The sequence below is a fragment of the Chryseobacterium sp. MHB01 genome, from assembly GCF_034651565.1.
GTDB lineage: Bacteria > Bacteroidota > Bacteroidia > Flavobacteriales > Weeksellaceae > Chryseobacterium > Chryseobacterium nepalense.
Genome location: NZ_JAYEDA010000010.1, coordinates 1 through 23,767 on the forward strand (window position 1 = coordinate 1; position 23,767 = coordinate 23,767).

At 38.1% G+C, this 23,767-nt stretch carries 20 protein-coding genes; 12 read left to right on the forward strand and 8 right to left on the reverse strand.

What is annotated here, in order from left to right; genetic code table 11:
• Positions 1–97: 97 nt before the first annotated feature.
• Positions 98–1,726 carry an acyl-CoA carboxylase subunit beta gene (locus U9K52_RS15575; RefSeq protein ID WP_263601532.1) on the reverse strand — a complete coding sequence of 543 codons (1,629 nt, stop codon included), beginning with the start codon at positions 1,724–1,726 and terminating at the stop codon, positions 98–100.
• A gap of 480 nt (positions 1,727–2,206) precedes the next feature.
• Here U9K52_RS15575 and U9K52_RS15580 point away from each other — a divergent pair, with 480 nt between their 5' ends.
• Genes U9K52_RS15580 through U9K52_RS15590 form a run of 3 tightly spaced genes read left to right on the forward strand, consistent with a single transcriptional unit; the run spans position 2,207 to position 4,952 of the window.
• The gene (locus U9K52_RS15580; protein ID WP_312174243.1) at positions 2,207–3,085 is read left to right on the forward strand and encodes a DMT family transporter; all 879 of its coding nucleotides are present in this window, start codon (positions 2,207–2,209) and stop codon (positions 3,083–3,085) included.
• A 12-nt stretch (positions 3,086–3,097) separates the two neighbouring features.
• Positions 3,098–4,180: a PorV/PorQ family protein gene (locus U9K52_RS15585; protein ID WP_322927292.1), complete on the forward strand. Its 1,083-nt coding sequence runs from the start codon at positions 3,098–3,100 to the stop codon at positions 4,178–4,180.
• Positions 4,181–4,190: 10 nt separating this feature from the next.
• Positions 4,191–4,952 carry a hypothetical protein gene (locus U9K52_RS15590; RefSeq protein WP_322927293.1) on the forward strand — a complete coding sequence of 254 codons (762 nt, stop codon included), beginning with the start codon at positions 4,191–4,193 and terminating at the stop codon, positions 4,950–4,952.
• Between the two features lie 36 nt (positions 4,953–4,988).
• Here U9K52_RS15590 and uvrC read toward each other — a convergent pair whose 3' ends face one another.
• Both uvrC and U9K52_RS15600 read right to left on the reverse strand, forming a co-directional pair.
• Positions 4,989–6,782 carry an excinuclease ABC subunit UvrC gene (gene uvrC, locus U9K52_RS15595; protein WP_263601529.1) on the reverse strand — a complete coding sequence of 598 codons (1,794 nt, stop codon included), beginning with the start codon at positions 6,780–6,782 and terminating at the stop codon, positions 4,989–4,991.
• 395 nt (positions 6,783–7,177) lie between these two features.
• Positions 7,178–7,939: a hypothetical protein gene (locus U9K52_RS15600; RefSeq protein WP_312174240.1), complete on the reverse strand. Its 762-nt coding sequence runs from the start codon at positions 7,937–7,939 to the stop codon at positions 7,178–7,180.
• A 128-nt stretch (positions 7,940–8,067) separates the two neighbouring features.
• On the opposite strand from U9K52_RS15600, the gene hutH reads away from it, so the two are divergent.
• The 6 genes from hutH to U9K52_RS15630 all read left to right on the forward strand — a co-directional run bounded on the left by hutH (position 8,068) and on the right by U9K52_RS15630 (position 12,754).
• Positions 8,068–9,555 carry a histidine ammonia-lyase gene (gene hutH, locus U9K52_RS15605; RefSeq protein ID WP_322927294.1) on the forward strand — a complete coding sequence of 496 codons (1,488 nt, stop codon included), beginning with the start codon at positions 8,068–8,070 and terminating at the stop codon, positions 9,553–9,555.
• A 4-nt stretch (positions 9,556–9,559) separates the two neighbouring features.
• Positions 9,560–9,784 (forward strand): hypothetical protein, encoded by a 225-nt coding sequence (locus tag U9K52_RS15610; RefSeq protein WP_322927295.1) that lies wholly within the window; start codon positions 9,560–9,562, stop codon positions 9,782–9,784.
• A gap of 14 nt (positions 9,785–9,798) precedes the next feature.
• Complete coding sequence (locus U9K52_RS15615; protein WP_322927297.1) at positions 9,799–10,044, forward strand: DUF2059 domain-containing protein; 246 nt, start codon at positions 9,799–9,801, stop codon at positions 10,042–10,044.
• A gap of 57 nt (positions 10,045–10,101) precedes the next feature.
• Complete coding sequence (locus tag U9K52_RS15620; protein ID WP_248390751.1) at positions 10,102–10,548, forward strand: GNAT family N-acetyltransferase; 447 nt, start codon at positions 10,102–10,104, stop codon at positions 10,546–10,548.
• Positions 10,549–10,662: 114 nt separating this feature from the next.
• Positions 10,663–12,159, forward strand: coding sequence for a S8/S53 family peptidase (locus U9K52_RS15625; protein ID WP_322927298.1), 1,497 nt, complete (start codon positions 10,663–10,665; stop codon positions 12,157–12,159).
• Positions 12,160–12,481: 322 nt separating this feature from the next.
• Positions 12,482–12,754 carry a hypothetical protein gene (locus U9K52_RS15630; protein ID WP_248390756.1) on the forward strand — a complete coding sequence of 91 codons (273 nt, stop codon included), beginning with the start codon at positions 12,482–12,484 and terminating at the stop codon, positions 12,752–12,754.
• A gap of 62 nt (positions 12,755–12,816) precedes the next feature.
• Here the strand turns inward: U9K52_RS15630 and ygiD are convergent, their stop codons facing one another.
• On the reverse strand, positions 12,817–13,644 hold the full coding sequence (ygiD, locus tag U9K52_RS15635; RefSeq protein ID WP_322927300.1) for a 4,5-DOPA dioxygenase extradiol: 828 nt from the start codon (positions 13,642–13,644) through the stop codon (positions 12,817–12,819).
• Positions 13,645–13,853: 209 nt separating this feature from the next.
• Positions 13,854–14,366, reverse strand: coding sequence for a YceI family protein (locus U9K52_RS15640; protein WP_169229187.1), 513 nt, complete (start codon positions 14,364–14,366; stop codon positions 13,854–13,856).
• Between the two features lie 256 nt (positions 14,367–14,622).
• Between U9K52_RS15640 and U9K52_RS15645 the strand changes: the two genes are divergently transcribed.
• The 3 genes from U9K52_RS15645 (at position 14,623) to U9K52_RS15655 (ending at position 18,954) form a co-directional block, all read left to right on the forward strand.
• Positions 14,623–16,764 carry a S9 family peptidase gene (locus U9K52_RS15645; protein ID WP_322927301.1) on the forward strand — a complete coding sequence of 714 codons (2,142 nt, stop codon included), beginning with the start codon at positions 14,623–14,625 and terminating at the stop codon, positions 16,762–16,764.
• Positions 16,765–16,778: 14 nt separating this feature from the next.
• A complete protein-coding gene (locus U9K52_RS15650; RefSeq protein WP_322927302.1) occupies positions 16,779–17,855 on the forward strand; it encodes an acyltransferase in 1,077 nt (358 codons plus the stop codon).
• A gap of 79 nt (positions 17,856–17,934) precedes the next feature.
• Entirely contained in the window at positions 17,935–18,954 is a 1,020-nt protein-coding gene (locus tag U9K52_RS15655) for an LLM class flavin-dependent oxidoreductase (RefSeq protein WP_322927303.1), read from the forward strand.
• Positions 18,955–18,991: 37 nt separating this feature from the next.
• Here U9K52_RS15655 and U9K52_RS15660 read toward each other — a convergent pair whose 3' ends face one another.
• From U9K52_RS15660 to U9K52_RS15670, 3 genes are read right to left on the reverse strand one after another with little or no spacing between them, the layout of a single operon-like run.
• On the reverse strand, positions 18,992–19,438 hold the full coding sequence (locus tag U9K52_RS15660; RefSeq protein WP_322927304.1) for an STM3941 family protein: 447 nt from the start codon (positions 19,436–19,438) through the stop codon (positions 18,992–18,994).
• Positions 19,439–19,468: 30 nt separating this feature from the next.
• Complete coding sequence (locus U9K52_RS15665; protein ID WP_322927306.1) at positions 19,469–22,504, reverse strand: SMC family ATPase; 3,036 nt, start codon at positions 22,502–22,504, stop codon at positions 19,469–19,471.
• 5 nt (positions 22,505–22,509) lie between these two features.
• Positions 22,510–23,715 (reverse strand): exonuclease SbcCD subunit D, encoded by a 1,206-nt coding sequence (locus U9K52_RS15670; protein WP_322927307.1) that lies wholly within the window; start codon positions 23,713–23,715, stop codon positions 22,510–22,512.
• Positions 23,716–23,767: the final 52 nt, after the last annotated feature.

Here is a 23,767-nt window from a genome sequence, read left to right on the forward strand (position 1 = left end):
GGGTCTAGGCCGAGGACACAAATAGTAATTAAGACATCCATAAAAAAAATATGCGGAATTTTTCCGCATATTTTTTTATTAGATCATCAATCATCAATTAAACCTGTATCACTCCCAAATTAAACTTCTCAGTAATGGGAGAATGATTGGCTGCTTCAATTCCCATGGAAATCCATTTTCTTGTGTCTGCCGGATTAATGATAGCATCCGTCCAGAGTCTGGCTGCTGCATAAGTGGCTTCTGTTTGTTTCTGATATTTTTTTGAAATGCTGTTTAGAATTTCATTATGTTCTTCCTCTGTAATTTCTTTCCCCTGCTTTTTCAAAGTAGATTCCTGAATCTGGGCCAGCACTTTCGCCGCCTGAGCTCCACCCATAACTGCAAGATCTGCCCATGGCCAGGCTACAATAAGCCTTGGATCATACGCTTTTCCGCACATGGCGTAATTTCCGGCACCATAAGAATTTCCTGTAATAATGGTAAATTTAGGTACTACAGAATTGGAAACGGCATTCACCATTTTAGCGCCGTCTTTGATGATTCCCCCATGTTCGGACTTTGAACCAACCATAAAACCTGTTACATCCTGTAAAAATACCAACGGAATCTTTCTTTGATTACAGTTGGCAATAAACCTTGTTGCTTTATCTGCAGAATCAGAATAAATCACACCACCAAACTGCATTTCGCCCTTTCCGCTTTTTACAAGTTTTCTCTGGTTGGCAACAATTCCCACCGACCATCCATCTATTCTGGCGGTAGCACAGATAATGCTTTTACCATAGTCAGGTTTATACTCTTCATATTCAGAATTATCCACTAAACATTTAATAATTTCATACGTATCATATTGTTCTGCCCTTGAAACCGGCATGATTCCGAAAATATTTTCCGGTTTTTCTTTCGGTTGGGCACTTTCAATCCTGTCAAAACCTGCTTTGTCCGTACTTCCCAGAGACTTCATGATATTTTTGATCCTGTTCAGGGCATCTTTATCATCTTTTGCTTTATAGTCGGTAACTCCGGAGATTGAGCAGTGTGTTGTTGCGCCTCCCAATGTTTCATTGTCAATACTTTCACCAATCGCTGCCTTTACCAAATAACTTCCTGCAAGGAAAATAGAACCTGTTTTATCAACTATCATCGCTTCATCACTCATAATCGGAAGATAAGCTCCACCCGCAACACAACTTCCCATCACCGCAGAAATCTGGATAATCCCTGCAGCACTCATTTTCGCATTATTTCTGAAAATTCTCCCGAACATTTCCTTATCAGGAAAAATTTCGTCCTGCATCGGAAGATATACACCCGCTGAATCTACGAGGTAAATAATAGGGAGTCTGTTTTCCATTGCAATTTCCTGTGCTCTCAGGTTTTTTTTACCTGTAATCGGGAACCAGGCACCTGCTTTTACGGAAGCATCATTGGCAACAATGATACATTGTCTTCCGGATACATACCCCATAACCACCACAACACCGCCGCTTGGACAGCCACCGTGCTCTTCATACATTTCATACCCGGCAAAAGCACCGATTTCTATGGAATCAGAATCTTTATCAAGAAGATATTCAATTCGTTCTCTTGCTGTCATTTTACCTTCATCACGAAGTTTCTGAAGCCTTTTTTCTCCGCCTCCTTTTTTGATTTCAGCGAGCAGACGATTTATTTCTGATAACTTTAATCTGTTTTGATCTTCTCTTTTATTGAATTCAATGTCCATAAAATCACAATTTTTTCGTTTTAAAGATACTATTTTTTGAATGGAATAAAAATTGATGTAAACATTTGTTTAATAAATTGGTTTTCAGAAATTTATGAAATTTTTAACAAAAAAAGTATTTTTTCTGGTGCGTAATTTGCTAACTTTACAATAGAGAAAGTGAGAGTGAAATCTTACACTTTTCTCTAGTTCCTAGTTTATTTTTTTAATAGTTTATTATTTGAAGGCCCTGAAAGTTGAATAAATTTTCAGGGTTTTTTGTTTGGTCCTATCAATTCTCATTTTACCATTAGTTATTTCTGTAATTTTCTGCAAAAGAGACTTTATACTTTTTTAATTTTAAAAAATTAATTATATGAAAGTTCAAAACATTCATTTTATAGAAATAAAAACTTTAGAAACAATATAATTTAGTTGTAAATATGTTACAGCAATGTAAATCCGATTTGTAAATTTGCAAAAATAAAAAAGAAGTAGAATATGCATAAACTGGCTCTTTTCAGATTGCATTTGATTGTGTTTTTATGGGGATTTACAGCAATTCTGGGAAAATTGATTCATGCCAATGCGGAGATTCTTGTATTCTACAGAATGTTGTTTGCTGCTGTCTTCTTATATCTTTACATCAGAATTTTTAAAAAAGAAAGCATTAAAGTTTCAAAAAAGATCTTTTTCCAGCTTGCGGCAATAGGTTTTTCCATGGCTTTGCACTGGTACTGTTTTTTTTATTCTATTAAAATTTCCAATGTTTCCATTGCTTTAAGCTGTCTTTCATTATCAACCTTATTTGCTTCCATTATGGAACCTATTATTTTTAAACGTAAGATTGATATCTCGGAAGTCATTATGGGTGTTGTGATTGTCGCCTGTATTCTTTTGATATTCAAAACGGAATTCAGATTCAAGGAGGGTATTTTTTACGGAGTATTATGTGCCATTTTCGGAACTGTTTTTTCAGTGTTCAACGGTAAAATGTTTGGAAAGACAAGCTCAGGAAACATTATTTTTTACGAAATATTCTGCGGATGGTCTATTTTAATGATTATTTATCTGTTTACAGGACAAATTTTTCACATGAATGAAATAAGTTACCGTGATATTGCGTTAATATGCTTGTTAGCAAGTGTTTTCACTGCCTTTCCGATGCTGGAATCAGTGAACCTTATGAAATATATTTCGCCTTTTACATTAATTTTAACAGTTAATTTAGAACCGGTTTACGGAATTATACTAGCTTTTTTTATCTTTGGAGAATCAGAACATATGAGTCCTGTTTTTTATGTGGCTTCAGGAGTTATGATACTGGCAATCATTGCCAACGGATTGATAAAAGCTAAGAAACAAAAAACTTTAAATTAAGCATCAAATTATATGATGAAAAAATATCTTTTACTTGTATTATCCCTGATGTATGGCATCTCGCAATCGCAGATCATCAGAAAATATTCCAATGAGTTCCTGAATATCGGAGCTGGAGCCAGAGGTCTGGCCATGGGAGGAGCCGTAGTTTCCAATCAGGATGATGTATATTCTCCGATGTGGAATCCTGCAGGACTTATGGCAATAGAAAGAGACTGGCAGGGCGCAGCAATGCACGCAGAATATTTTGAATCTATTGCCAAATATGATTATCTCGCGTATGCTAAAGTTCTGGAAACAGGTGTTTTCGGAGTTTCTGTAGTGAGACTGGGTGTTGATAACATCCTCAATACTACACAGCTTATCGATACTGAAGGAAATATTGATTACGATAAAATTACAAAATTTTCACAGTCAGATTATGCAGCCATACTTTCCTATGCATTCAATCCGGGAGGGAATACCAAATTGGATGTAGGTGTTAATGCTAAAATCGTATACCGAAATGTGGGCAAATTTGCCAACGGCTACGGATTTGGATTCGATGTGGGGGCTATCTATAAAATGGATAATGGCTGGAAGCTGGGAGGTATGCTGAGAGATGCAACAACTACAGTCAACTTCTGGAGTGTTAATCAGAAAGAACTTTCCACGGTGGTTAATGGGGAAGAATTCAACCCGGCGCCAAAAGATAAAATGGAACTTACCATGCCGAAACTCAATGTGGGAGCAAGTAAAATCTTCGAGATTAACAGCAGTGTATATATTTTACCGGAAGCCGGCTTAAATATCGATTTTGCTAAAACAGCCGCTCTTATTTCTTCAGACATTGCAAGTATCACTCCTTATGCTGGAGCAGAACTTGGGTATCAGAAAATGATTTTTGTGAGACTTGGGGTCAACAGATTCCAGTCGATCACAGATATTGAAGATCTCAAAAGAAAAGTATCCTTCCAGCCGAGTGCGGGAATCGGGATCAGATATAGAGGCCTTACGTTAGATTATGCCATTACCAATTCCGGAATCGGAGGATCCAATTTTTATTCCAACTTCTTTTCCCTGAAACTGGATATGGGACAATTCAGAAATGATTAATTTATTTAAAATGAAAAAAATTTCACTGGTTATATTTACAGCATATTCGATGTTTGCTTTCGGACAGAAGGTTTCCGATTACAAATACATCTCACTTCCGCTACATTTCGAAACCTTTAAGGAAGATTTCGGTCTGGCAGATATGTTGATAAAAACGCTAAAAAGTAAAAATTACACTATAGTACCGTACGACAAATTGCAGTGGCCGTCTGAAGCACAGGCTAATCCATGCAGTGTACTGATGGCAGATGTGGTAAATGACAGCGGTCTCCTTCGAAATAAAGTATTGCTCCAGTTCCGCGACTGTAATAATAAAGTAATATCCTCAACTAAAGGCAGTTCTAATATTAAAGAATTTAAAGAAGGTTTTCAGGATGCACTTAAGCAGACTTTTGTGTCGGTTTCTCCTTCAAGTCCTGTAGTTCAGAGTACGGCTGACGCTTCAACTATTAACAACACAACATCTTCTGTTACAGAGACAAGAGAAACTGAGATTTCAGGCTCGGCTTCATCTGATAATAATGCCGTAAAATTCAGTAACGGCAAAGTTGATGTCATGAAAGTACAGCTTGATAACAATCAGTTTATTCTGGTAAACTCTAACAGCTCTTCGCCGTATGCAACTTTTAAGACAACAACCAAGGCAGATGTTTTCAGAGTGAAATTACAGAATGGAGAGGCGACTTTAGGATATTATGAAAACGGAAATATTGTCATTGAAATGCCTAAAGCCAATGGCGAGTATGGCAAAGAAATCTTTGTAAAGAAATAGTTCAAATAATAAAAGGTTGGAAAATTTTCCAACCTTTTATTCATTATTAAAAAAATCATACACAATTTTAGCCTTACTTTTCCCAAGAATCTCTTCCAGAGTTTCCAGGCTTGATTCTTTAATTCTTTTCACAGATTTTAACCGCGACAAGAGCAGTTCAATTGTTTTTCCGCCCACGCCGGGAATTTCTTCCAGTTCAGATTTTATCGTTGAATTCTTTCTTCTGGTTCTGTGGTGCTTTACGCCAAAACGGTGCGCTTCGTCCCTTACTCTCTGTAAAATTTTAAGGGTCTCAGATTTTTTATCAAGATATAACGGGATGGAATCTTCCGGAAAGAAAAGCTCTTCCAGTCTTTTGGCGATGCCGATGATGGTAATTTTACCATATAACCCCAACAAACGTAAGCTTTTCACTGCAGAAGAGAGCTGGCCTTTACCTCCATCGATCAGGATCAGCTGTGGTAAGTCTTCTCCTTCATCCAGCATTCTTTTATAACGCCGATAAATGACCTCTTCCATCGTTGCAAAATCGTTCGGACCTTCTACAGTTTTAGGATGAAAAATTCTATAGTCTGCTTTGCTGGGTTTTCCGTCTTTGAAAACAACACAGGCGGAAACAGGATTGGTCCCCTGAATATTGGAATTATCAAAACCTTCGATGTGGCGGGGTTCCACAGGCATCCTGAGGAGCTTCTGCATTTCTGCCATAATGCGGTTGGTGTGTCTTTCCGGATCTACAATCTGTACCTGCTTCAGTTTTTCAAGACGATATTCTTTTGCGTTTTTTTCAGAAAGTTCTACAATACGTTTTTTATCGCCTACTTTCGGGACGATCAGTTTTACGTTCGGAATTTCAATAGCCAGATGAAAAGGCAGCAGCACTTCCTTAGAATCAGAATCAAATTTCTGACGGATTTCAACTAAAGCCTGCTCCATAATTTCTTCATCGGTTTCCTCGAGAATTTTCTTAATTTCGGTCGTGAAACTCTGAATAATATTTCCGTTTCTGATCTTAAAAAAGTTCACATAAGCGGCCGTTTCATCGCTTGTCATACCAAAAACATCCACATCATCGATGCTCGGATTTACGACTGTATTTTTAGCCTGGTAATCTTCAAGAGCATCCAGTCTTTCCTTTACGATTTGTGCGCTTTCAAACTGAAGGTTCGTGGCATATTTCATCATCTGGTTTACCAGATATTCTTTTGCTTTGCGGAAATCTCCTTTGATGATACCACGGATGGCGTCGATCTTTTCATCATAATCTTGTTTGCTTTCCAGGCCTTCACAGGGTCCTTCGCAGTTTTTAATATGATATTCCAGGCAGACTTTGTATTTACCTTCCTCAATCTTTGCAGGAGCCAGATTAAGATTACAGGTTCTCAGCTTGTAAATATGTTTGATGGTATCCAGTAAAATTTTTGCCGGTCGCACTTTCGCATAAGGTCCGTAATATTCAGATCCGTCTTTTATTTTGGTTCTCGTTAAAAATATTCTCGGAAAATCTTCATTTTTGATACAAATCCAGGGATAGGTTTTGTCATCCTTCAGCATGACGTTATAAAACGGCTGATGTTCTTTGATGAGATTATTTTCTAATAAAAGTGCATCGTATTCACTATTAACAATAGTAGTTTCCAGGCGGTTTATCTTCCCGACCATTATTCTTGTACGGTAGCCGGAAAGGGTTTTATTGAAATAGGATAGTACTCTTTTCTTCAGATTTTTGGCCTTACCCACGTACAGCAGCTGATCGTTTTTATCATAATAACGATAAACGCCGGGTTCAGATGGTAAAGTTTTGAGCTGTAATTCTAAGGAAGGATTCATATAACAAATTTAAGGAATTTAAAGGCATAAAAAAAGCCGAATAGCTATCTGGGCTTCAGATTCATTTCCTATATCTATTAAATTGTAATAGGGTTATGCTAATTTTGTTTAAACAGCGTCGTAATAGGATCAGGTTAAAATGTTATTATTTATAAAGCCATGTTAATCGGTTATACTTAAAATACAGGTGGTATAATGTGTTGATTTTCAGTGCTGATTATCATTGTTTGGAAACGTGCTGATGTTTCGGTCAAAACCTGCTCAGGTTTTTGATAAAAGGTGCTTAGGTTTCAGGTGAAAGGTGCTTAGGTTTTATAAGAAACCTGCGCGGCTTTTAGAATGCATAAAAAATGCTGCCTCTGATAAAGGCAGCATACTTTAATATAGATTTAAAATTATCCGTTGCTCATTGACGTATACTCATTCACTAAAAAGCTGAAGTAATCCCATTCCACAGAATTTTTAGGATATTTTTTCATGAATTCTGCATTATCCCCGAAAAGAAAATCATAATTGTCCTCAAAATCATCCTTATGAAGCCACATCACTTTATCGCCTTTTTTAACATAATAAGACTTAATAACACCGCCGCCCAGCTGAGGTCCGTACCCGAATGAAACGCCTCCTGTTTCTTTTGCTCTCGGATCATGATAAACAGAAATAATATCATCAAATCCCGGATTGATCACCTGCATCAGGAATTCTTTATCGTCTTTTTTGTTTTTTAGAGAAACCGTTTGGTTTACAAAATATATTCTGTCGCTGTTGGTAGTCTTGGTAAGTTTTCGGGTACTGTAATTTCTGATATTCCCCATGTATTTGGCCACTTTTGCAATTTTCTCAGCATTACTTGGGTAGATATACATTTCAGCAATATGATCAGCATCAAAAGTCTCGGTTTTTTTCGTAATGCTGTCTTTTAAGGATACTTCAAAGATCTGTCCTTTTTTGGAGTCTGTTTTGCTGCAGAAACCTTTGTGAACGCTTCCGTCTTTTAAAATAACAGTTGAGGTTTTCTTAGGTGACGGCATATTGAACCCTTCATTGAAAAGGTATTGTTCCATCTTTTTAATTTCTTCTTTGGAGTATTTCACTTTTTGCGCGAAAGATGCAGTGCTGGCCAGAACCAGTGCAAGCAGTAATGTTTTAAGTTTCATAAGGATATTAATTTTATTCAGCAGCAAAAATAGGAAATTAATCTGCTCATCCTCAGAAAATTTTCATCATATAAAATAAGCTTTCCCAATTATCGCTAAATGTGTAATTTTAGGACAAAATTTAGAGAATGATATACGGTGTAGATGTTTTCAGTTTCCATGATGTCCTGGAGATCTGTAAAACTCCCAATAAAGCTAAACTTAATAAAGCAGCCAGAGAGCAAATTTTAAAATCGCAGAAAAATGTTCAGAAAATTGTAGAGTCAGACCGTTGTGTTTATGGGATCAACACAGGTTTCGGACCTCTTTGCGATACGAAAATTTCAGCCGATGAAACGGCGCTTTTACAATACAATCTGATCATTTCCCATGCAGTAGGTGTGGGGAAGCCTATTGATAAAGAACTTTCAAAAATCATGATGATTGCCAAAGTTCATGCGTTGTCAAAAGGATTTTCGGGAGTTTCTCTGGAGGTCATCGAAAGAATGGTTCTCATGCTGGAAAAAGATATCATCCCAGTTGTTCCGGAGCAGGGATCTGTTGGCGCTTCCGGTGATCTTGCTCCACTGGCGCATTTGGTATTGCCGCTTTTGGGCCTAGGAAAAGTATGGGTTGGAAACGAGATATTTCCTACGGCAGAAATTTTAGAGAAAAACGATCTTCTTCCATTGTCATTAGGGCCGAAAGAAGGACTGGGACTGATTAACGGAACACAGTTTATCTTAGCCCACGCGATCAAAGGACTGGAAAAGTTTGAATATTTACTGGATCTTGCTGATATGACGGCAGCCATGAGCCTTGAAGCGTACAGAGGTTCTGCAAGTCCCTTCAAAAAAGAACTTCATGAGATCAGACCTTTTGAAGGCAGTAAAAAAGTGGCCGCAAGAATGCTGAAGTTTCTGAAAGGCTCGGAAAATCTGCAGGCTCATGAAGACTGTGAGCGTGTTCAGGATCCGTATTCCATGCGATGCGTTCCACAGGTTCACGGGGCAAGCAGAAATGCATTTGAACATCTTAAAATGATGGCAGAAACAGAATTGAATTCCGTGACAGATAATCCGATTGTTTTAAGTGCTGAAGAGTCGATCTCAGGCGGTAATTTCCACGGTCAGCTGATGGCTTTACCATTGGATTACGCTACTTTGGCGGCCGCCGAACTGGGAAATATTTCTGACAGAAGAAGTTATTTATTGCTGGAAGGAAAATACGGTTTACCAAGATTATTAACGGAAAGTTCAGGGCTAAACTCCGGATTTATGATCCCTCAGTATACCTCAGCAGCGTTGGTTACAGAGAATAAAACATTATGTTTCCCGGCTTCTGCGGATTCCATCCCTACAAGTCTTGGGCAGGAAGATCACGTTTCTATGGGAAGCATTTCAGGAAGGAAGTTTAATCAGGTTCTGGGAAATCTTGTAAATATTTTAGCTGTCGAACTGATGTTTGCAGCACAGGGCTTAGAATTCAGGAGACCTTCAAAGTGTTCTAAAATTATTGAAGAAAACTTCGCAATCTTGCGATCAAAAGTTACTAAACTTGAAGACGACCGATTGATTGGTGAAGATATGCTGGCGATCGCAGAATTGATTAATGAAAGGAAATTCGTGGTAAATTAATAGTATGATAAAAAATATAATTTTTCTCTTCACGCTGTTTTGCTTTACATTTTCATATGCCCAAACAAAGCACGAGAAAATCAAAGAATTAATTTCTCTGAGCGGAGCTTTTACCATTTCCAGAGGAATTCCGAAAGAAGTGATTGCAAATTATAAGAAGAAATATAATAATGTCCCTGAATCTGAATGGGCTGGCCTTGAACAGAAATCAGTGTTGAAGAACTTATAAACAATGTGATTGAAATGTATTCAAGCAGATTTACAGAACCTGAGATTAATGAGTTGCTTGTTTTCTACAAATCAGATCTGGGAAGAAAAATGATTCGTCATTCACAGGATATGATACAAGAAATTCAGACTGCAACGGGTAATTGGGCAATGAAAGTAACTGAAATAATTAATAACGATCTCACGAAGAAGGGATATTTGACTTCTCCGCCGCCGCCCGTATCGGATGGTCCGCCACCTCCAATGATGCCTAAAAAATGATATTTCTAAAGCTCCTTCATCCGGAGCTTTTGGTTTTTAATCCAATAAAATTTAGTTATGAAAATTCAGAGAACAGATTCTTCCGGCAGAGATTTTCGGGATTTGGTACAGCTTTTAGATGCTGACCTGGCAGTTAGGAATGGTGAAGATCAGGCATTTTATAATCAGTTTAATAATATTGATGTGATTAAAAACTGTATCGTAGTTTATGTTGATGAAACTCCTGCGGCGTGTGGCGCATTCAAAAAATTTGCGGATGATACGGTTGAAATTAAAAGAATGTACACACATCCGGATTTCAGAAAAAGAGGTTTGGCAACAGCTATTGTGAAAGAGCTTGAAAAGTGGGCAAAAGAATTAAACTATAAAAAAGCGGTTCTGGAAACCTCACTGGAACAGAACGAGGCGCTCTCGGTTTATGAAAAAAGCGGCTATATAAGAATTCCCAATTATGGTCAGTACATTGGTGTTGAGAAGAGTGTCTGTTACGAAAAAATCCTGTAAATTTTCAGTGAATATTATTTTCAGCATAATAAAAATAGGATAAAATTTCATCTTTAAGGTTCTGTAATTCAATGTAAAGTGATATATTGGTTTACCAATCAAATATTATTTTATATGAAGAAACATGTATTTTTAGTACTTATGCTGTTTTTCGTTTTTACAGCATGTAATAGAGATGATCTGCAAAATACAACGGCAGATATGGAAATCACCCAGAAAGATCCGCTTTCTGCAAAACAGATCAATGAAAAGATTAACGAGACCATCAGAACTAAGAGCAGATTTTCCTGGAAAGAATCATCCGATCATTTTGTATGGAGTGCTATTTTTCAGGGAAATAAAATTGCTTCGATAGGCTTCGGATCTTCTTTCGACAGAAGCCAGACTCCAGACAGTAAATCTATTGAAACAGCTATTTTACAAGTAATTGAAAAATATGAAGGAAAAAGCGACAGGATGGTATTATCATCGGATCCTTACCTTAATCAGATGGATGTTGTTGTAGAAAAACAGGAAACGGTTATTGCTCTGCGAAAAATGAAGGATATCCGGTATGTAGAGCCAGCGGATTACCGCTATTTTGAAAATGAAAGAAAACTGAACGGCACTGCCAAGTCCAGCAGCTCGTCATCAGGATGCGGATTTGAATCAACTGCCTTGAGCACATCAGATTATACGACCGTAACCCCTAATGCAAAGGCTCCTTGGTCTTTTTCAAAACATAATATTATCAATGCCTGGAGTTACAGTACCGGAGCAGGAGTTACCATTGGTGTGATTGACAGCGGCGTTTCTTCTGAACAGTCATTGCTAGGTTCAAGTTTTAACAACGGATTGTCTTCGGGCAGAAGCATCAGTAAAAACGGAGTCTATGTAGATTCCATATGGCCGTGGAGCAGTGGCTATGACGGTTCGGCAGATCAATGCGGACACGGAACAAGCATGGCTTCTGCAATGGCAGCACCGCGAAATAATATGGGACAGCCGGTGGGAGTTGCCTATAATGCCAATCTGGTAACGTATAGAGCTGCATCCAATGTTGTTCTGGATGGATATCATGAACAGAACGGAGTGAAAATCGCATTTACAGAACTGGGAAATAATAACAGTGTAAAAATTATATCGATGTCGATGGGACATATTTTCTCGGTCGGTAAAATAGAAGACGGGGTGAAATATGCCTATTCAAAAGGGAAATTAATCTTCTGTGCGGGTGGAACTTCTACCAGTTTTACCAATTTCGTAGGCGTTATCTTTCCGGCGTGGATGTCTGAAACACAAGCGGTGACGGGAGTGAAAGAAAATACATCTAATCAGAAATGCGATGTGTGTCACTCCGGTGCCGAGATTGATTTTACTTACCAGATGGAAAGAGCTTCGGGAAACAGTATTCCGGTGCTGAGTTACTATAACGGACAAACCGACTACGTGGGCGGATCTTCCGTAGCGACTGCTTCCACTGCAGGAATTGCCGCCTTGGTATGGTCTAAAAATCCTTACTGGACAAGAGATCAGGTGCTGAACAAAATGCGGCAGTCGGCCACCTATTATCCTAATCCGAACTCTGATTATGGATATGGTAATATCAATGTTCTGCAGGCAGTACAGTAATTCATGATTGATAATTAATAATTAATAATTAATAATTAATATAGAGACAGCGATAATAATTGCTGTCTTTTTTAATTTTTATAATTGATAACTAGGTACTTTTACGTAATCTAAAATTGAGTATATCTACTCTATCATTTATCTGTTTTCTGAAGTAGCTTTGTCATGTGATCACAACAAAACATTTCGACTTTTACAATTGATAGTTTTACCATTATTGATGTATTTGTGAGAATTTAAAAACTAAAACTATGGAGCCAGAAACCATTCAAACGGGGCGTATCCGAAAGGCCATAAGAGTAGGAAAACAAAAATATTAATCATGACAGAACAACAAGAAACATTAGTAGGAGGCTGGACAGCATTTCACCCTCTTACTCCGGAAGATCAAAAAGTATTTGACGAAGCAATGAAAGGATTTGTGGGAGTAAAATATTCACCTTACGAAGTATCAACACAAGTGGTAAATGGCACCAATTACCGTTTCAAATGCGACGCTTCAATGCCACCAGCAGATGTTGTTTGGCAGGCAATCGTGGAAATCTATCAGCCGATTAATGGTCAGCCACACGTTGTTGGTATCACAAGAATCTAAAAAGCTTTATGCATATTCTAAGGTCGGGGAATTTTATTCCTCGATTTTTTATTGTTTAAATATCAGCCAATCCTTACACTCGTCATACTAAGCGAACCGCCGATCAGTTCATCATTGAACAAAGACAGCTCATCTGAAGAAGTTTTCAATCCCAGTGTATAAATTAGGGGAAGATAATGATCAGGAGTCGGAACGGCATACTGCAGGGAAATTCCCTGGTTTTGATATTCAATAATATTTTTAAAATTTCCGTCCAATAGCCAGTTGTTGGTTTTTTCGTGTGCTTCAATGGCCCAGTCCCATCCAGCTCCCACAGTATTGATATTTCTCCAGTCAATAAGCCTTAAATTGTGAATGATATTTCCGCTCCCGATAATCAGAATTCCTTTTTCGCGAAGTTTGTTCAGTTTTTGGGCTAAATCAAAATGATATTGCGGAGGTTTTGAATAATCAATGCTCATCTGGATTACCGGAATATCCGCTTCGGGATACATGTGCTTAATAACAGACCATGCACCATGATCCAGCCCCCAGCTGTGGTCTTCTTCTACAAAAACGGGCTCCAATAATTTAGCGGTCTCTTTAGCCAGTTCCGGAGATCCTGGAGCAGGATATTGTACATCAAACAGCGCCTGTGGAAAACCACCAAAATCATGAATTGTTCTCGGCATCGACATGGCGGTCACTTTAGTTCCGGCCGTGAACCAGTGTGCCGAAATACATAAAATGGCATTTGGTTTCGGAATCTCAGAAGCGGCCTTGCGGAATCCCTGTACAAACTGGTTTTCTTCAATGGCATTCATTGGAGAGCCGTGCCCCAGAAACAAGACCGGCATTTTTGCGGTATTGCTGAAAAGATCACTTATGTTTTGAAGATCGTTGAGGTTCATTTTATCTCATATTTCATTAAAAAGGTTCAAGGCTTTAATCCCTGAACCTTTTATGTTTAATTGTATTTTGTTATGGAACAGGCTTGACATCCTGTTCTGAAATAAGTCACTTCGGGACTTCTGTATTTTTGTTTTTTTAATAAACCGGATTAACATCCGATTCTGTTATAGATCGTCCCTTCGGGACTCCTCAAATTCTGTTGAATGAATTATGCCTGTTTTACAAACTGTAATTCCCCGGCGATTTTCACTTCTTCACTTACCATTACACCTCCTGCTTCAAGAGCTGCATTCCAGTTCAGTCCGAAATCTTTTCTGTTAATTTTCCCTTCAAAAGAAAAACCAGCTTTTGTATTTCCCCACGGATCTACATTGATTCCGTTAAAATCAACGTCTAATGTTACAGGCTTTGTAATTCCGTTAATGGTAAGATTTCCTGTTACCTCGTTGTTTAGGGCTGAAGATTCAAAAGTGATCGTAGGATTTGCTTCTGCGTTAAAGAACTCTGCGGATCTCAGGTGATTATCTCTGTCTGTATTATGCGTAGAGATAGAAGCCGTCTGAATGGTAGCCGTTGTTTTAGCGTTGGAGAAACTATCGTCATCAGCATCGATCTCTGCTGTAAAATCGGTAAAGTTTCCTTTGATGTTAGAGATCATCATGTGTTTTACTTTAAAAGTAAGTTCACTATGTGCCGGGTCTAATGTCCATTTTGTTGCCATTGTTTTGTAATTTTGATTGTTATTAATGATGCAAATTTATATCAGAATACAGGTTCATTTCATTGACGTAGGATAAGAAATGATTTTTGTTTGATTTAAATATGGAAATTGAATTATGTTCTTATTATTTTAATTAACAAGAAGGTACGCAATATTTAGCCATAAATGCCACAATTCCAATCCTGGTGTTTTATTTTAACATTTTCTTAACGGCTCGTATTTATTTCTTATTTTTGGAGGATTCAATTTTTACCAAATGAAATTATATAAATTTTCTTTACTGATGCTGTTTCTGGGGAATTGTGCATTCGCCCAGACTCAGAAATTTACGATGGCAGAGGCTGTTAATGGGTTGAGAAGTAATCTTGCAGTGAAAAATATTTCCCAGTTTTCATGGTCCGGTGACGGAAAATCCTATATTCAGGCAGTGAAAGGCGGTTATCTCATTACCGATCTGAAAACAACTAAACAGGACACTCTCTTATCTTTAACACAGTTAAACAGAAATCTTGCCGATAATAAATTAAAAGCTGTTCCGCAGATCAAGTTCATCAGCAATTCCAAAGGCTATTTTAATGCTGAAGGGAAAATAACTTGGATTGAAAAATCCGGGAGCGACTGGAAAATAAAAAATCAGTTCGCGATGGATCAGAATGCCTCAGATCTGAAACTTTTCGGGGACAACCAGACTTTTGCCTTTACGGTAAAGAATAATTTATTTATCAATAAAAATGGTAAAACCATCGCCGTAACAAATGATACGGATGAAAATATACTGAACGGGGCATCTAATGTTCACCGTAATGAATTCGGGATTGATACCGGAATTTTTCCGGCACCGAATTCTGAAAGTGTAGCTTTCTACAGAATGGATCAGACCATGGTTGCAGATTACCCCATCATCGACTGGTCTGTAACACCTGCTGTCAATCACAATATCAAATATCCGATGGCAGGACAGACTTCCCATCAGGTGACTTTGGGAGTATTTAATATCAAAAATCAGTCAACCACATTTTTGAAAATTGAAGGTGAAAAAGATCAATATCTAACGGCGGTTACCTGGAGCCCGGATTCTAAATATATTTTTGTAGGCGTGCTAAACAGAGGGCAGAATCACCTTACAATGAATCAGTATGATGCGGCAACAGGAAATTTTATAAAAACATTATTTGAAGAAACCAGCGATAAATACGTAGAACCTCAGCATCCGCTTATCTTCTTCCCGAATTCCAATACGGATTTTATCTGGCAGAGCCAGAGAACAGGCTACAACCATTTGTTTCATTACAGCCTGGAAAAAGGTCTTGTTGCTCAGATTACCAAAGGAGACTGGCTGGTTACGGATATTTTAGGTTTTAATGAAAAGAAAAAAGAAATTTATTTTGCTTCTACAAAAGAAACTCCATTGGAGAAACATTTGTACAGAATCAACTGGATCAATTTCAAAATGCAGCGACTGGATAACGCGGATGGTATTCATACAGGAATTTTAAGCAATGACGGAAACCATTTGTATGATATTTACAGCAATGCGAATACGCCGAGGGTAGCAAATATCATCAATACAAATAACCTGAAATCAAATACTATTTTAACAGCTGAAAATCCGCTGAAAAATTACCAGCGACCGGAAATTAAGAATGTAACGTTAAAAGCTGACGACGGGACTCTGTTATATGGCAAGATCATCCTTCCGACCAATTTTGATGCATCTAAAAAATATCCGGTTATCGTTTATTTATACAATGGCCCGCATTTACAGTTAATTACCAATTCATTTCCGGCATCCGGGAATCTTTGGTACGAATATATGGCGCAGAACGGATATATCATCTTCACGATGGATGGAAGGGGTTCCGCAAACAGAGGCTTAAAGTTTGAGCAGGCTGTTTTCAGAAACCTGGGAACTACCGAGATGAATGACCAGATGAAAGGAGTTGATTACCTGAAATCATTACCGTATGTTGATTCTGAGCGGATGGGAATTCACGGATGGAGTTTCGGAGGATTTATGACGACCAGCTTTATGCTTCGTCATCCTGAAGTGTTTAAAGTGGGGGTTGCAGGCGGTCCGGTAATCGACTGGAGCATGTATGAGATCATGTATGGGGAACGATACATGGATACGCCGCAGGAAAATCCGCAAGGATATGCAAAAGCCAATCTTCTGGATAAAGTACAGAATCTCAAAGGAAAGCTGTTAATGATTCACGGAGCACAGGACGATGTGGTGGTATGGCAGCATTCGGTTAAATTTATCAAATCTGCTGTTGATAACGGGGTACAGGTAGATTATTTTGTATATCCGGGACATCCGCACAATGTAATCGGAAAAGACAGAGTACACCTTATGCAGAAAGTAACGGATTATTTTGATTTATATCTGAAAAAATAATCTATTCCAGCATAATGAATTTTATACAAAAAGACAGAGTACACTTTCATACGTTTGATTCGTTGAGGTTTCTGTCTTTTTTGTTGGTTTTCCTCCATCATTCACCGATTCCTGAAAATAGTTTTCTTCATTATTTTGCTAAAGAAGGCGGAATTGGTGTTTCTTTTTTCTTTGTACTGAGTGGATTTTTAATTACCTATATTCTTATTGTTGAGAAAATAAATACTCATGGGAAAATTGACCTGAAAAAGTTTTTTTTAAGAAGAATATTAAGAATCTGGCCTTTGTATTATGCCATGGTTTTATTTGCCATGTTTACGCCTTTTATTCTTGATTTTTTTCATATTTCCTATTCCAATGAGGGCTACCCGCCCAACTGGTTTTTTACCCTGACCTTTCTGGAAAATTACATGCAGATGTGGACGGGCACGTTCCCTAATGTTTCGCCGTTAAACGTCATCTGGTCGCTTTGTATCGAAGAACATTTTTATATCTTCTGGGGACTGGTCTTTTACTGGATTTCGTTAAAAAATATCCCGAAAATGCTCTTAGGGTGTATTGTTTTTTCATTTGTGATGCAGGCAGTATATAAGCATTACGGGATCATTACGCTGGATCTTTTTACCAATATTCATTATTTTGCTTTCGGTGGAATTCCGGCTTATATTTTTGTTTTCAGAAAGAATATTATTAAAAAGCTGGAACAGATTCCCGCAATTTACAAATACTTCTATGCGTTATCTGTTCTTACAATAATTGTTCTGACAGCGAATATCCGTATCATATCTGATCCTAAAGTGACTTCGTTTCTGTTCAGTATTTTGTTTTCAGGATTGATCTTATCTACGCTGGGAACGAAGAATGTTTTTAAGATATCCGATAAAACTATTCTTGCAAAGCTTGGAAAATACACATATGGGCTGTATTTACTCCATCCTGTATTCATTATGCTGTTTGTGAAAATAGGTAATTATTTTGAATGGAGCTGGCTCGTCATTGTTTTGTTATCCTTCATAGCTTCGGTAATTTTTTCTTTTTTATCCTATCATCTTTTTGAAAAGCAGTTTCTGAAACTTAAAAGCAAGGTGTAGATTCAGCACTTCGTTTCTTATCAAAGATCAATGTTTCTGTTTTTTGGATAAAGTACCTTTGTATCATAAAATCAACAATATGGAATTAGGTATCGGAATGTTTGGCGATCTGGCAGTAGATCAGTCAACCGGAAAATATAAAGATGCGGGAATTAAAATCCGTGAAATAATAGATCAGGTAAAATTAATGGATGAAGTGGGAATTGATGTTTTTGCTATGGGTGAACATCACCGTCCTGACTATGCGGTTTCATCGCCGGAAATTGTGCTGGCTGCAGCGGCAAGTGTTACCAAAAATATAAAGCTTGCAAGCGGAGTAACGGTTTTAAGCTCTTCCGAACCCGTAAAAGTATATGAAGATTTTGCAACAATCGACTTGATTTCAGACGGGCGTGCGGAAATTTTCGTGGGCCGTGGCAGTTTCATTGAATCTTTTCCGCTCTACGGATATTCTTTGAATGATTACGAAGAGCTCTTCGATGAAAAACTGGAATTGCTTTTAAAGATCAATTCAGAAGAAAACATTTCCTGGTCTGGAAAACTTCGTGCACCAATGCAGAATCAGACTGTTTACCCAAGAGCTAAAAATGAAGGACGGATTCCAATCTGGAGAGCCGTTGGCGGCACACCGAAGTCTGTTTTAAGCGCTGCAAAATTGGGAATGCCTCTGGTTGTTGCGATCATTGGAGGAATGCCGATACAGTTTAAAAATCTGATCGATTTTTATAAGCAGGAATATTTGAAAGCCGGCCATCCGGAATCTGAAATGCAGATTGCCATTCACTCGCATACTTTTGTAAGTGAAGATCAGGCAGTAATAGACGGATATTTCCACAACTATAAGTCGCAGATGGACAGAATTGGTTCTGCAAGAGGCTGGGCGCCGTACACCAAAATGCAGTATGAAGGTGGAAGAAGCAAAGACGGTGCATTATTCATTGGGAATACTAATGAAGTTGCTGATAAAATTGCTTACATGAAAGAGATTTTCGGGATTACGAGATTCATCGGGCATATGGACGTAGGTGCTCCGGAAAACGAAGTCATGAGGAAATCCATCGAATTATTCGGAGAGAAAGTCGGTCCACAGGTAAGATAATAAGAATTCCGCTGAAATAACTTCAGCGGAATTTATTTTAAGCGGAAAGATCAAACTTTGCTTTATATTCATTCAGAAGTTCGGCAAGCTTGTCTGCAGACATTCCGTAGGTGTCTGGAAAGCCTCCCTGTCGGCGCTTCAGCTTTTCTCCGGCGAGATTTTTATTCAGGTTAAAAATCACAAGCTTATTAAAGGCCACCCATTTTGTTTCAAAAGAACTCACCGCCTGCCATGGAATAAATGTCATCCTGAAAAGGTTTTTCATCTCAATTCCTTTTTCATCAATTTTAAGATAAGAGGAACCGGGAATAAGATTAAGAAGAAAAACGATAAAACAGATCCCGAAAAACATAATATTCAGAATTGCAATGAGCATATTTCTATCCAGAAGAGAGATTCCTAAAGCAACAAATCCGATGCTGATGACCAGTAAAATACTGCTTTTTACTTTTCCGGGTTTTAAAATAAGAGGTATATTTTGCATGTTATATTAATTTAACAATAATTAATTAGTTTATACAATTTCAATCTGACTGCCTTTTTCTTCATCCTTAATGATGTTCAGCGATACGGGGATTTTTTCTTTCAGCTCTTCCACATGGGAAATGATGCCCACAATTCTGTTTTCTTTCTGAAGATTCACAAGGGTTTCAAAAACAATATTCACTGATTCCAGATCCTGAGTTCCGAAGCCTTCATCGATAAAAAAGAAATTTTTTTCCGCTTTTGCATTGCTCTGAACACTCTCTGCCAATGCCAGAGCCAGACTCAGCGAGACCTGAAAGGCCTGTCCGCCGGATAGGGTTTTCACGCTTCTGCTGCGGCCTTCGTTGAGGTAATCGATGATTTCAAATTCATTGTTATCATTGAGCTGCAGGCTCAGCTGATTTCGTGTCATCCTGTGAAAGCGTACATTCGCATGGTCACAAAGTTGCCGAAGGTAAATTGAAGAAACATACTGCACAAATCCCGCACCTTTAAAGAGATTTGTCATGATTTTAAGATTTTCAGCCCGTTTCTGAAGCTGTGATAAAAGCTTTAGAAGATCTTCTTTTTTCTTAAATTCTTTCTCCAGCCTTTCAATTTCGGATTTAATTTTTACAATAGTGTCGTTAGCAGTTTTTACTTCTGCTTCAAGGGAGGCAAACCGGCTTTCAACCGCTGAAAACTCTTCCTGGTCAAAGGCGAAATTTTTTAATTTTTGTTCAAGCTCAGTGATGCTGTTTTTTAAGGTTTGAAACTTAATTTTAAATTCCTCAATAAGACCTTTTGCCTCCTGAACATTAATTTTCTCTGCCAGAATTTCCAGCACTTTATGCTGGTCAAATTGCTGTTCGGCTAATGCTGTTTCAATTAAAAGCGTATTGCCTGCCATTTCCTGTTCCAATTCGGAGATCCGTTTTTCCAACTGACTCACAATGGTTTTCTGCTCTGCCAGTTTGGGCGAAATTTCTTTTTCTTCTTTAATTAACTGATTATAATTCTGCTCCGTCCCGCGATTGGATTCGGAGAGCTTGTGAAAAATTTCTTCCACTTCCTGAGCTGTTTTACCAGTATAATTTTTCCATTCCAGAATTTTCAGGTTGGCTTCATTGGTTTTGATCTGTTCTTCTTTTTTCGCTTCGTCCAGCCGGAATTTTTCCAGTGCCTTATTGTAGTTGTCGAGATTGTTTCTTTCTTTGTCCAGGTTTTTCTGTTCCGTACTGATTTGCTCATTCAGTTCTTCCAAAAGCTTTTCGATAGTGAAAGAACGTTGTCTCTGTTCTTCAAAATCAGCTTCATGATCTGCATTAAATTCTTTCCAGGTAAAACTTTTAAGATGATTTTCGATCTCAACCTGAATCTGTTTTGCCTGATCTTCCTCATATTTCAGCTGTTCTTCAAAGATTTTCCTACGGTCAAGAACTTTCTCCGCTGCTGATAATTTTTTCTGAATGTCTTCTTTCTGATGATCCAGCTGATCCATTTGCTGCTGAATGTCATGTAATTCTGACGTTACGTCATGATATTGCACCATATTCGGATGTTCCAGGGAGCCGCAAAGCGGACAGGCTTTTCCGTCATGCAGTTCGCTGGCAAAATGAGAAAGTTTCTGCTGAACTTCCAGCTGATTCCGTTTTTCATACAATTTTCTTTTCTGATTTTCCAGATTTTCAGCCTGAATTCTGAAATCATCTTTAAATTTTTCAGGATTAATTTTTAAAAATGTGAGCTCTTCGGAAATAGAAATAATTTCATTTTTTTTAGCATCAGCTTTTTTGATCTGGATGTTCAGGTTTTCTTTTAATTTTTTCTGTTCCAGAAACCAGTTTCCTACGCTCAAAAGTAATCCGGGATCAATTTTTCCGGGCTTTAAAGCTTCAGATTTTTTAAGAAGCTCTTCTATTTTTTCCTGAATCTGTTTCTGAACGGCTTGCACTTCTGTTACCTTTTGGGAACCGTTTTCAGTTCTTTCCTTCAGGATTTTAATTTCATCGGAAACTTTTATCATTTGCAGAATCAGGCCCAAATCATTTTCCTGAAGTTTAGATTGATGCAGGACTTCGTACTGAGGCTGTATTGCAGCAAGTTTATTTTTCAGCTTTTCAAATTGAAGCTCCGTGTTTTTTACAATGGCCAGCTGGTGTTCTTTGAGCCGGGCTTGTTCTTCAATCTCTTTTACCAGCTTGTTTTTTTCAGAAAACAAAGGGATAAATATCCGGGATATCCGGTCATAGAGTTCCGTTTTTGTTTCCAGAAGATCAACATTTTCTTTTTGCTCGGAAAGCTTTTGAAAATGGGCTTTCTTCTCTTCCAGTACTTCAAAGTCTTCTTTTAAACTCTTCAGCCTGGAATAGGTGTTTTCTGTCTCCTGGAATTGTTTCAATACTGCTTGGTATTTTTCCTGTTCCTGGTTGAGATTTTCTTTAATTGATGAAATCTTTTCTTCATTTACCTCTTCAAAACCTTTCAGTTGTCCTTCCAGCTGATCAAGTTCTGAGCGGTTTTTAGCATTAATAAGCGAAACATTGTTTTGAAGATCAAAGCGCTGGAGCCCGAAGATCTCTTTCATCATATTTGTCCTGTCGGCAGCTCCCAGTTCCAGAAATTCTTTAAATTGTCCCTGAGGAATAATAATCGTCCTTTTAAAATTAGCATAGCTTAATCCTACAATCTGTTCTGCATTTGAATGATCAAGCGGGATCCAATTATTGTTTTTCCACTCATAAAATGTGACCGACGGTGTTTTTACATCTTCAAAATTTTTAGAATTCCTTTTAAATTCACGTGTCGCGCGGTATTTTTTATTTTCAGAGCTTATAAAATCAAATTCGATATAAGATCGGTTTGATTTCAGGTTCATCATATTGTAAGTACGTCGGTCGCGGGCATTAAGTCGCTCGGTTTCACCGTAGAGTGCAAATGAAATAGCCTCCAGGATTGAAGATTTTCCTGAACCTACGGCTCCGAAAATACCGAATAGTCCTGCTGCCGTAAGATTTTCAAAATCTATTTTCTGACGTTCCTGGTAAGAATAAATACCTTCTAAAGTTAGCTGAATTGGAATCATAAGCTCTAAGGGTTAAGAATTTCGTTAAACAGATTGATGAGCTCTTCATTGGCATCCTGGCCAGCGTTTTTAGATTTAAAATAATCTCTGAACAAAGACTGGATATCCTGATTGAGATTAATATCACGAAGCTTGGTTTCATTCAATTCCTGATTTTTAACTTTCGGGATGAGGTGTACAATCCCGTTGTGCGATTGGTATAGCCGTTTTCTTTCATCGGCTGTTAAAAAGGTCTCACTTTCAAGAGTAAGTTCTACAAAAGTTCCCTGGTTTGTGGTGAGCCACTCCACTGTTTTCTCGATAGAGTCAAAGCTTTTTCTTTCCAGGCATTTACCGTTTTTAATTGGGATTCTTTCAAACCGGACGGCTTTGCCCGGCTCGGCTTCAACAATGGAGATATATTTGGTCTGTCCTGCCTCACTGAAGCTATAGCAAAGGGGAGAAGATGAGTACACCACCGGCTTTTCATCGGTTCCGATATTTTGAAAACGGTGCAGGTGACCAAGTGCTGTGTATTGAATCTGTGGAGGAATAATGTCAGAATAGATCAGGTCGGCATTCCCTATTTTAAGGGGTTTTTCACCTTCCGGTTCGTCCAGCAGAGGAGTTCCTTTTTTATTCATGTACAAATGGGTCATGAGCAGATTCACTCCTTTTTCATCACAGAACTCATTGGCATTTTTCTGCCAGTGTTCTGCAAGAACGTTGTTCAGTTCTGCTTCTTTTTGTTCACCGAAATATTGTTTCAGCCTCATTTCGTTAGCATACGGTGTATGAAGAATTCTTACAGGAAAGTCATGATTTTTGAAGGTAAGTTCAATGAATCCTTCCGCAGCCTTTGAAATGTTAAAATGCTCCAGTTCAAAAGGAGTGATTATGGCTTTGGGATGGCCAATAAGGATAATTCCGCATTCACGGGCCAAAGGATCCGGCGCGTCAATAAGGTTGGGAGAATCATGGTTTCCTGAAATAGCAATCACAGGCCGTTTTCCGTTTAACGACAATCTTTTTAAGGTTTTATAAAATAACTCTACGGCTTCAATACCGGGATTGAAGTTATCAAACAAATCTCCGGCAATCAGAACAAGATCAATATTTTTTTCATCGGCAGTCTGTATAAGCTCTTCCATTACCAAAACCTGCTCTTCCAGCCTTGAAAAGCGGTCGAGACGTTTACCCAAATGCCAGTCGGCAGTATGCAGAATTTTCATAATGTAAATGTAAAGAAGATAAATGAAAAGTAAGAATTGTGGTATACAACAT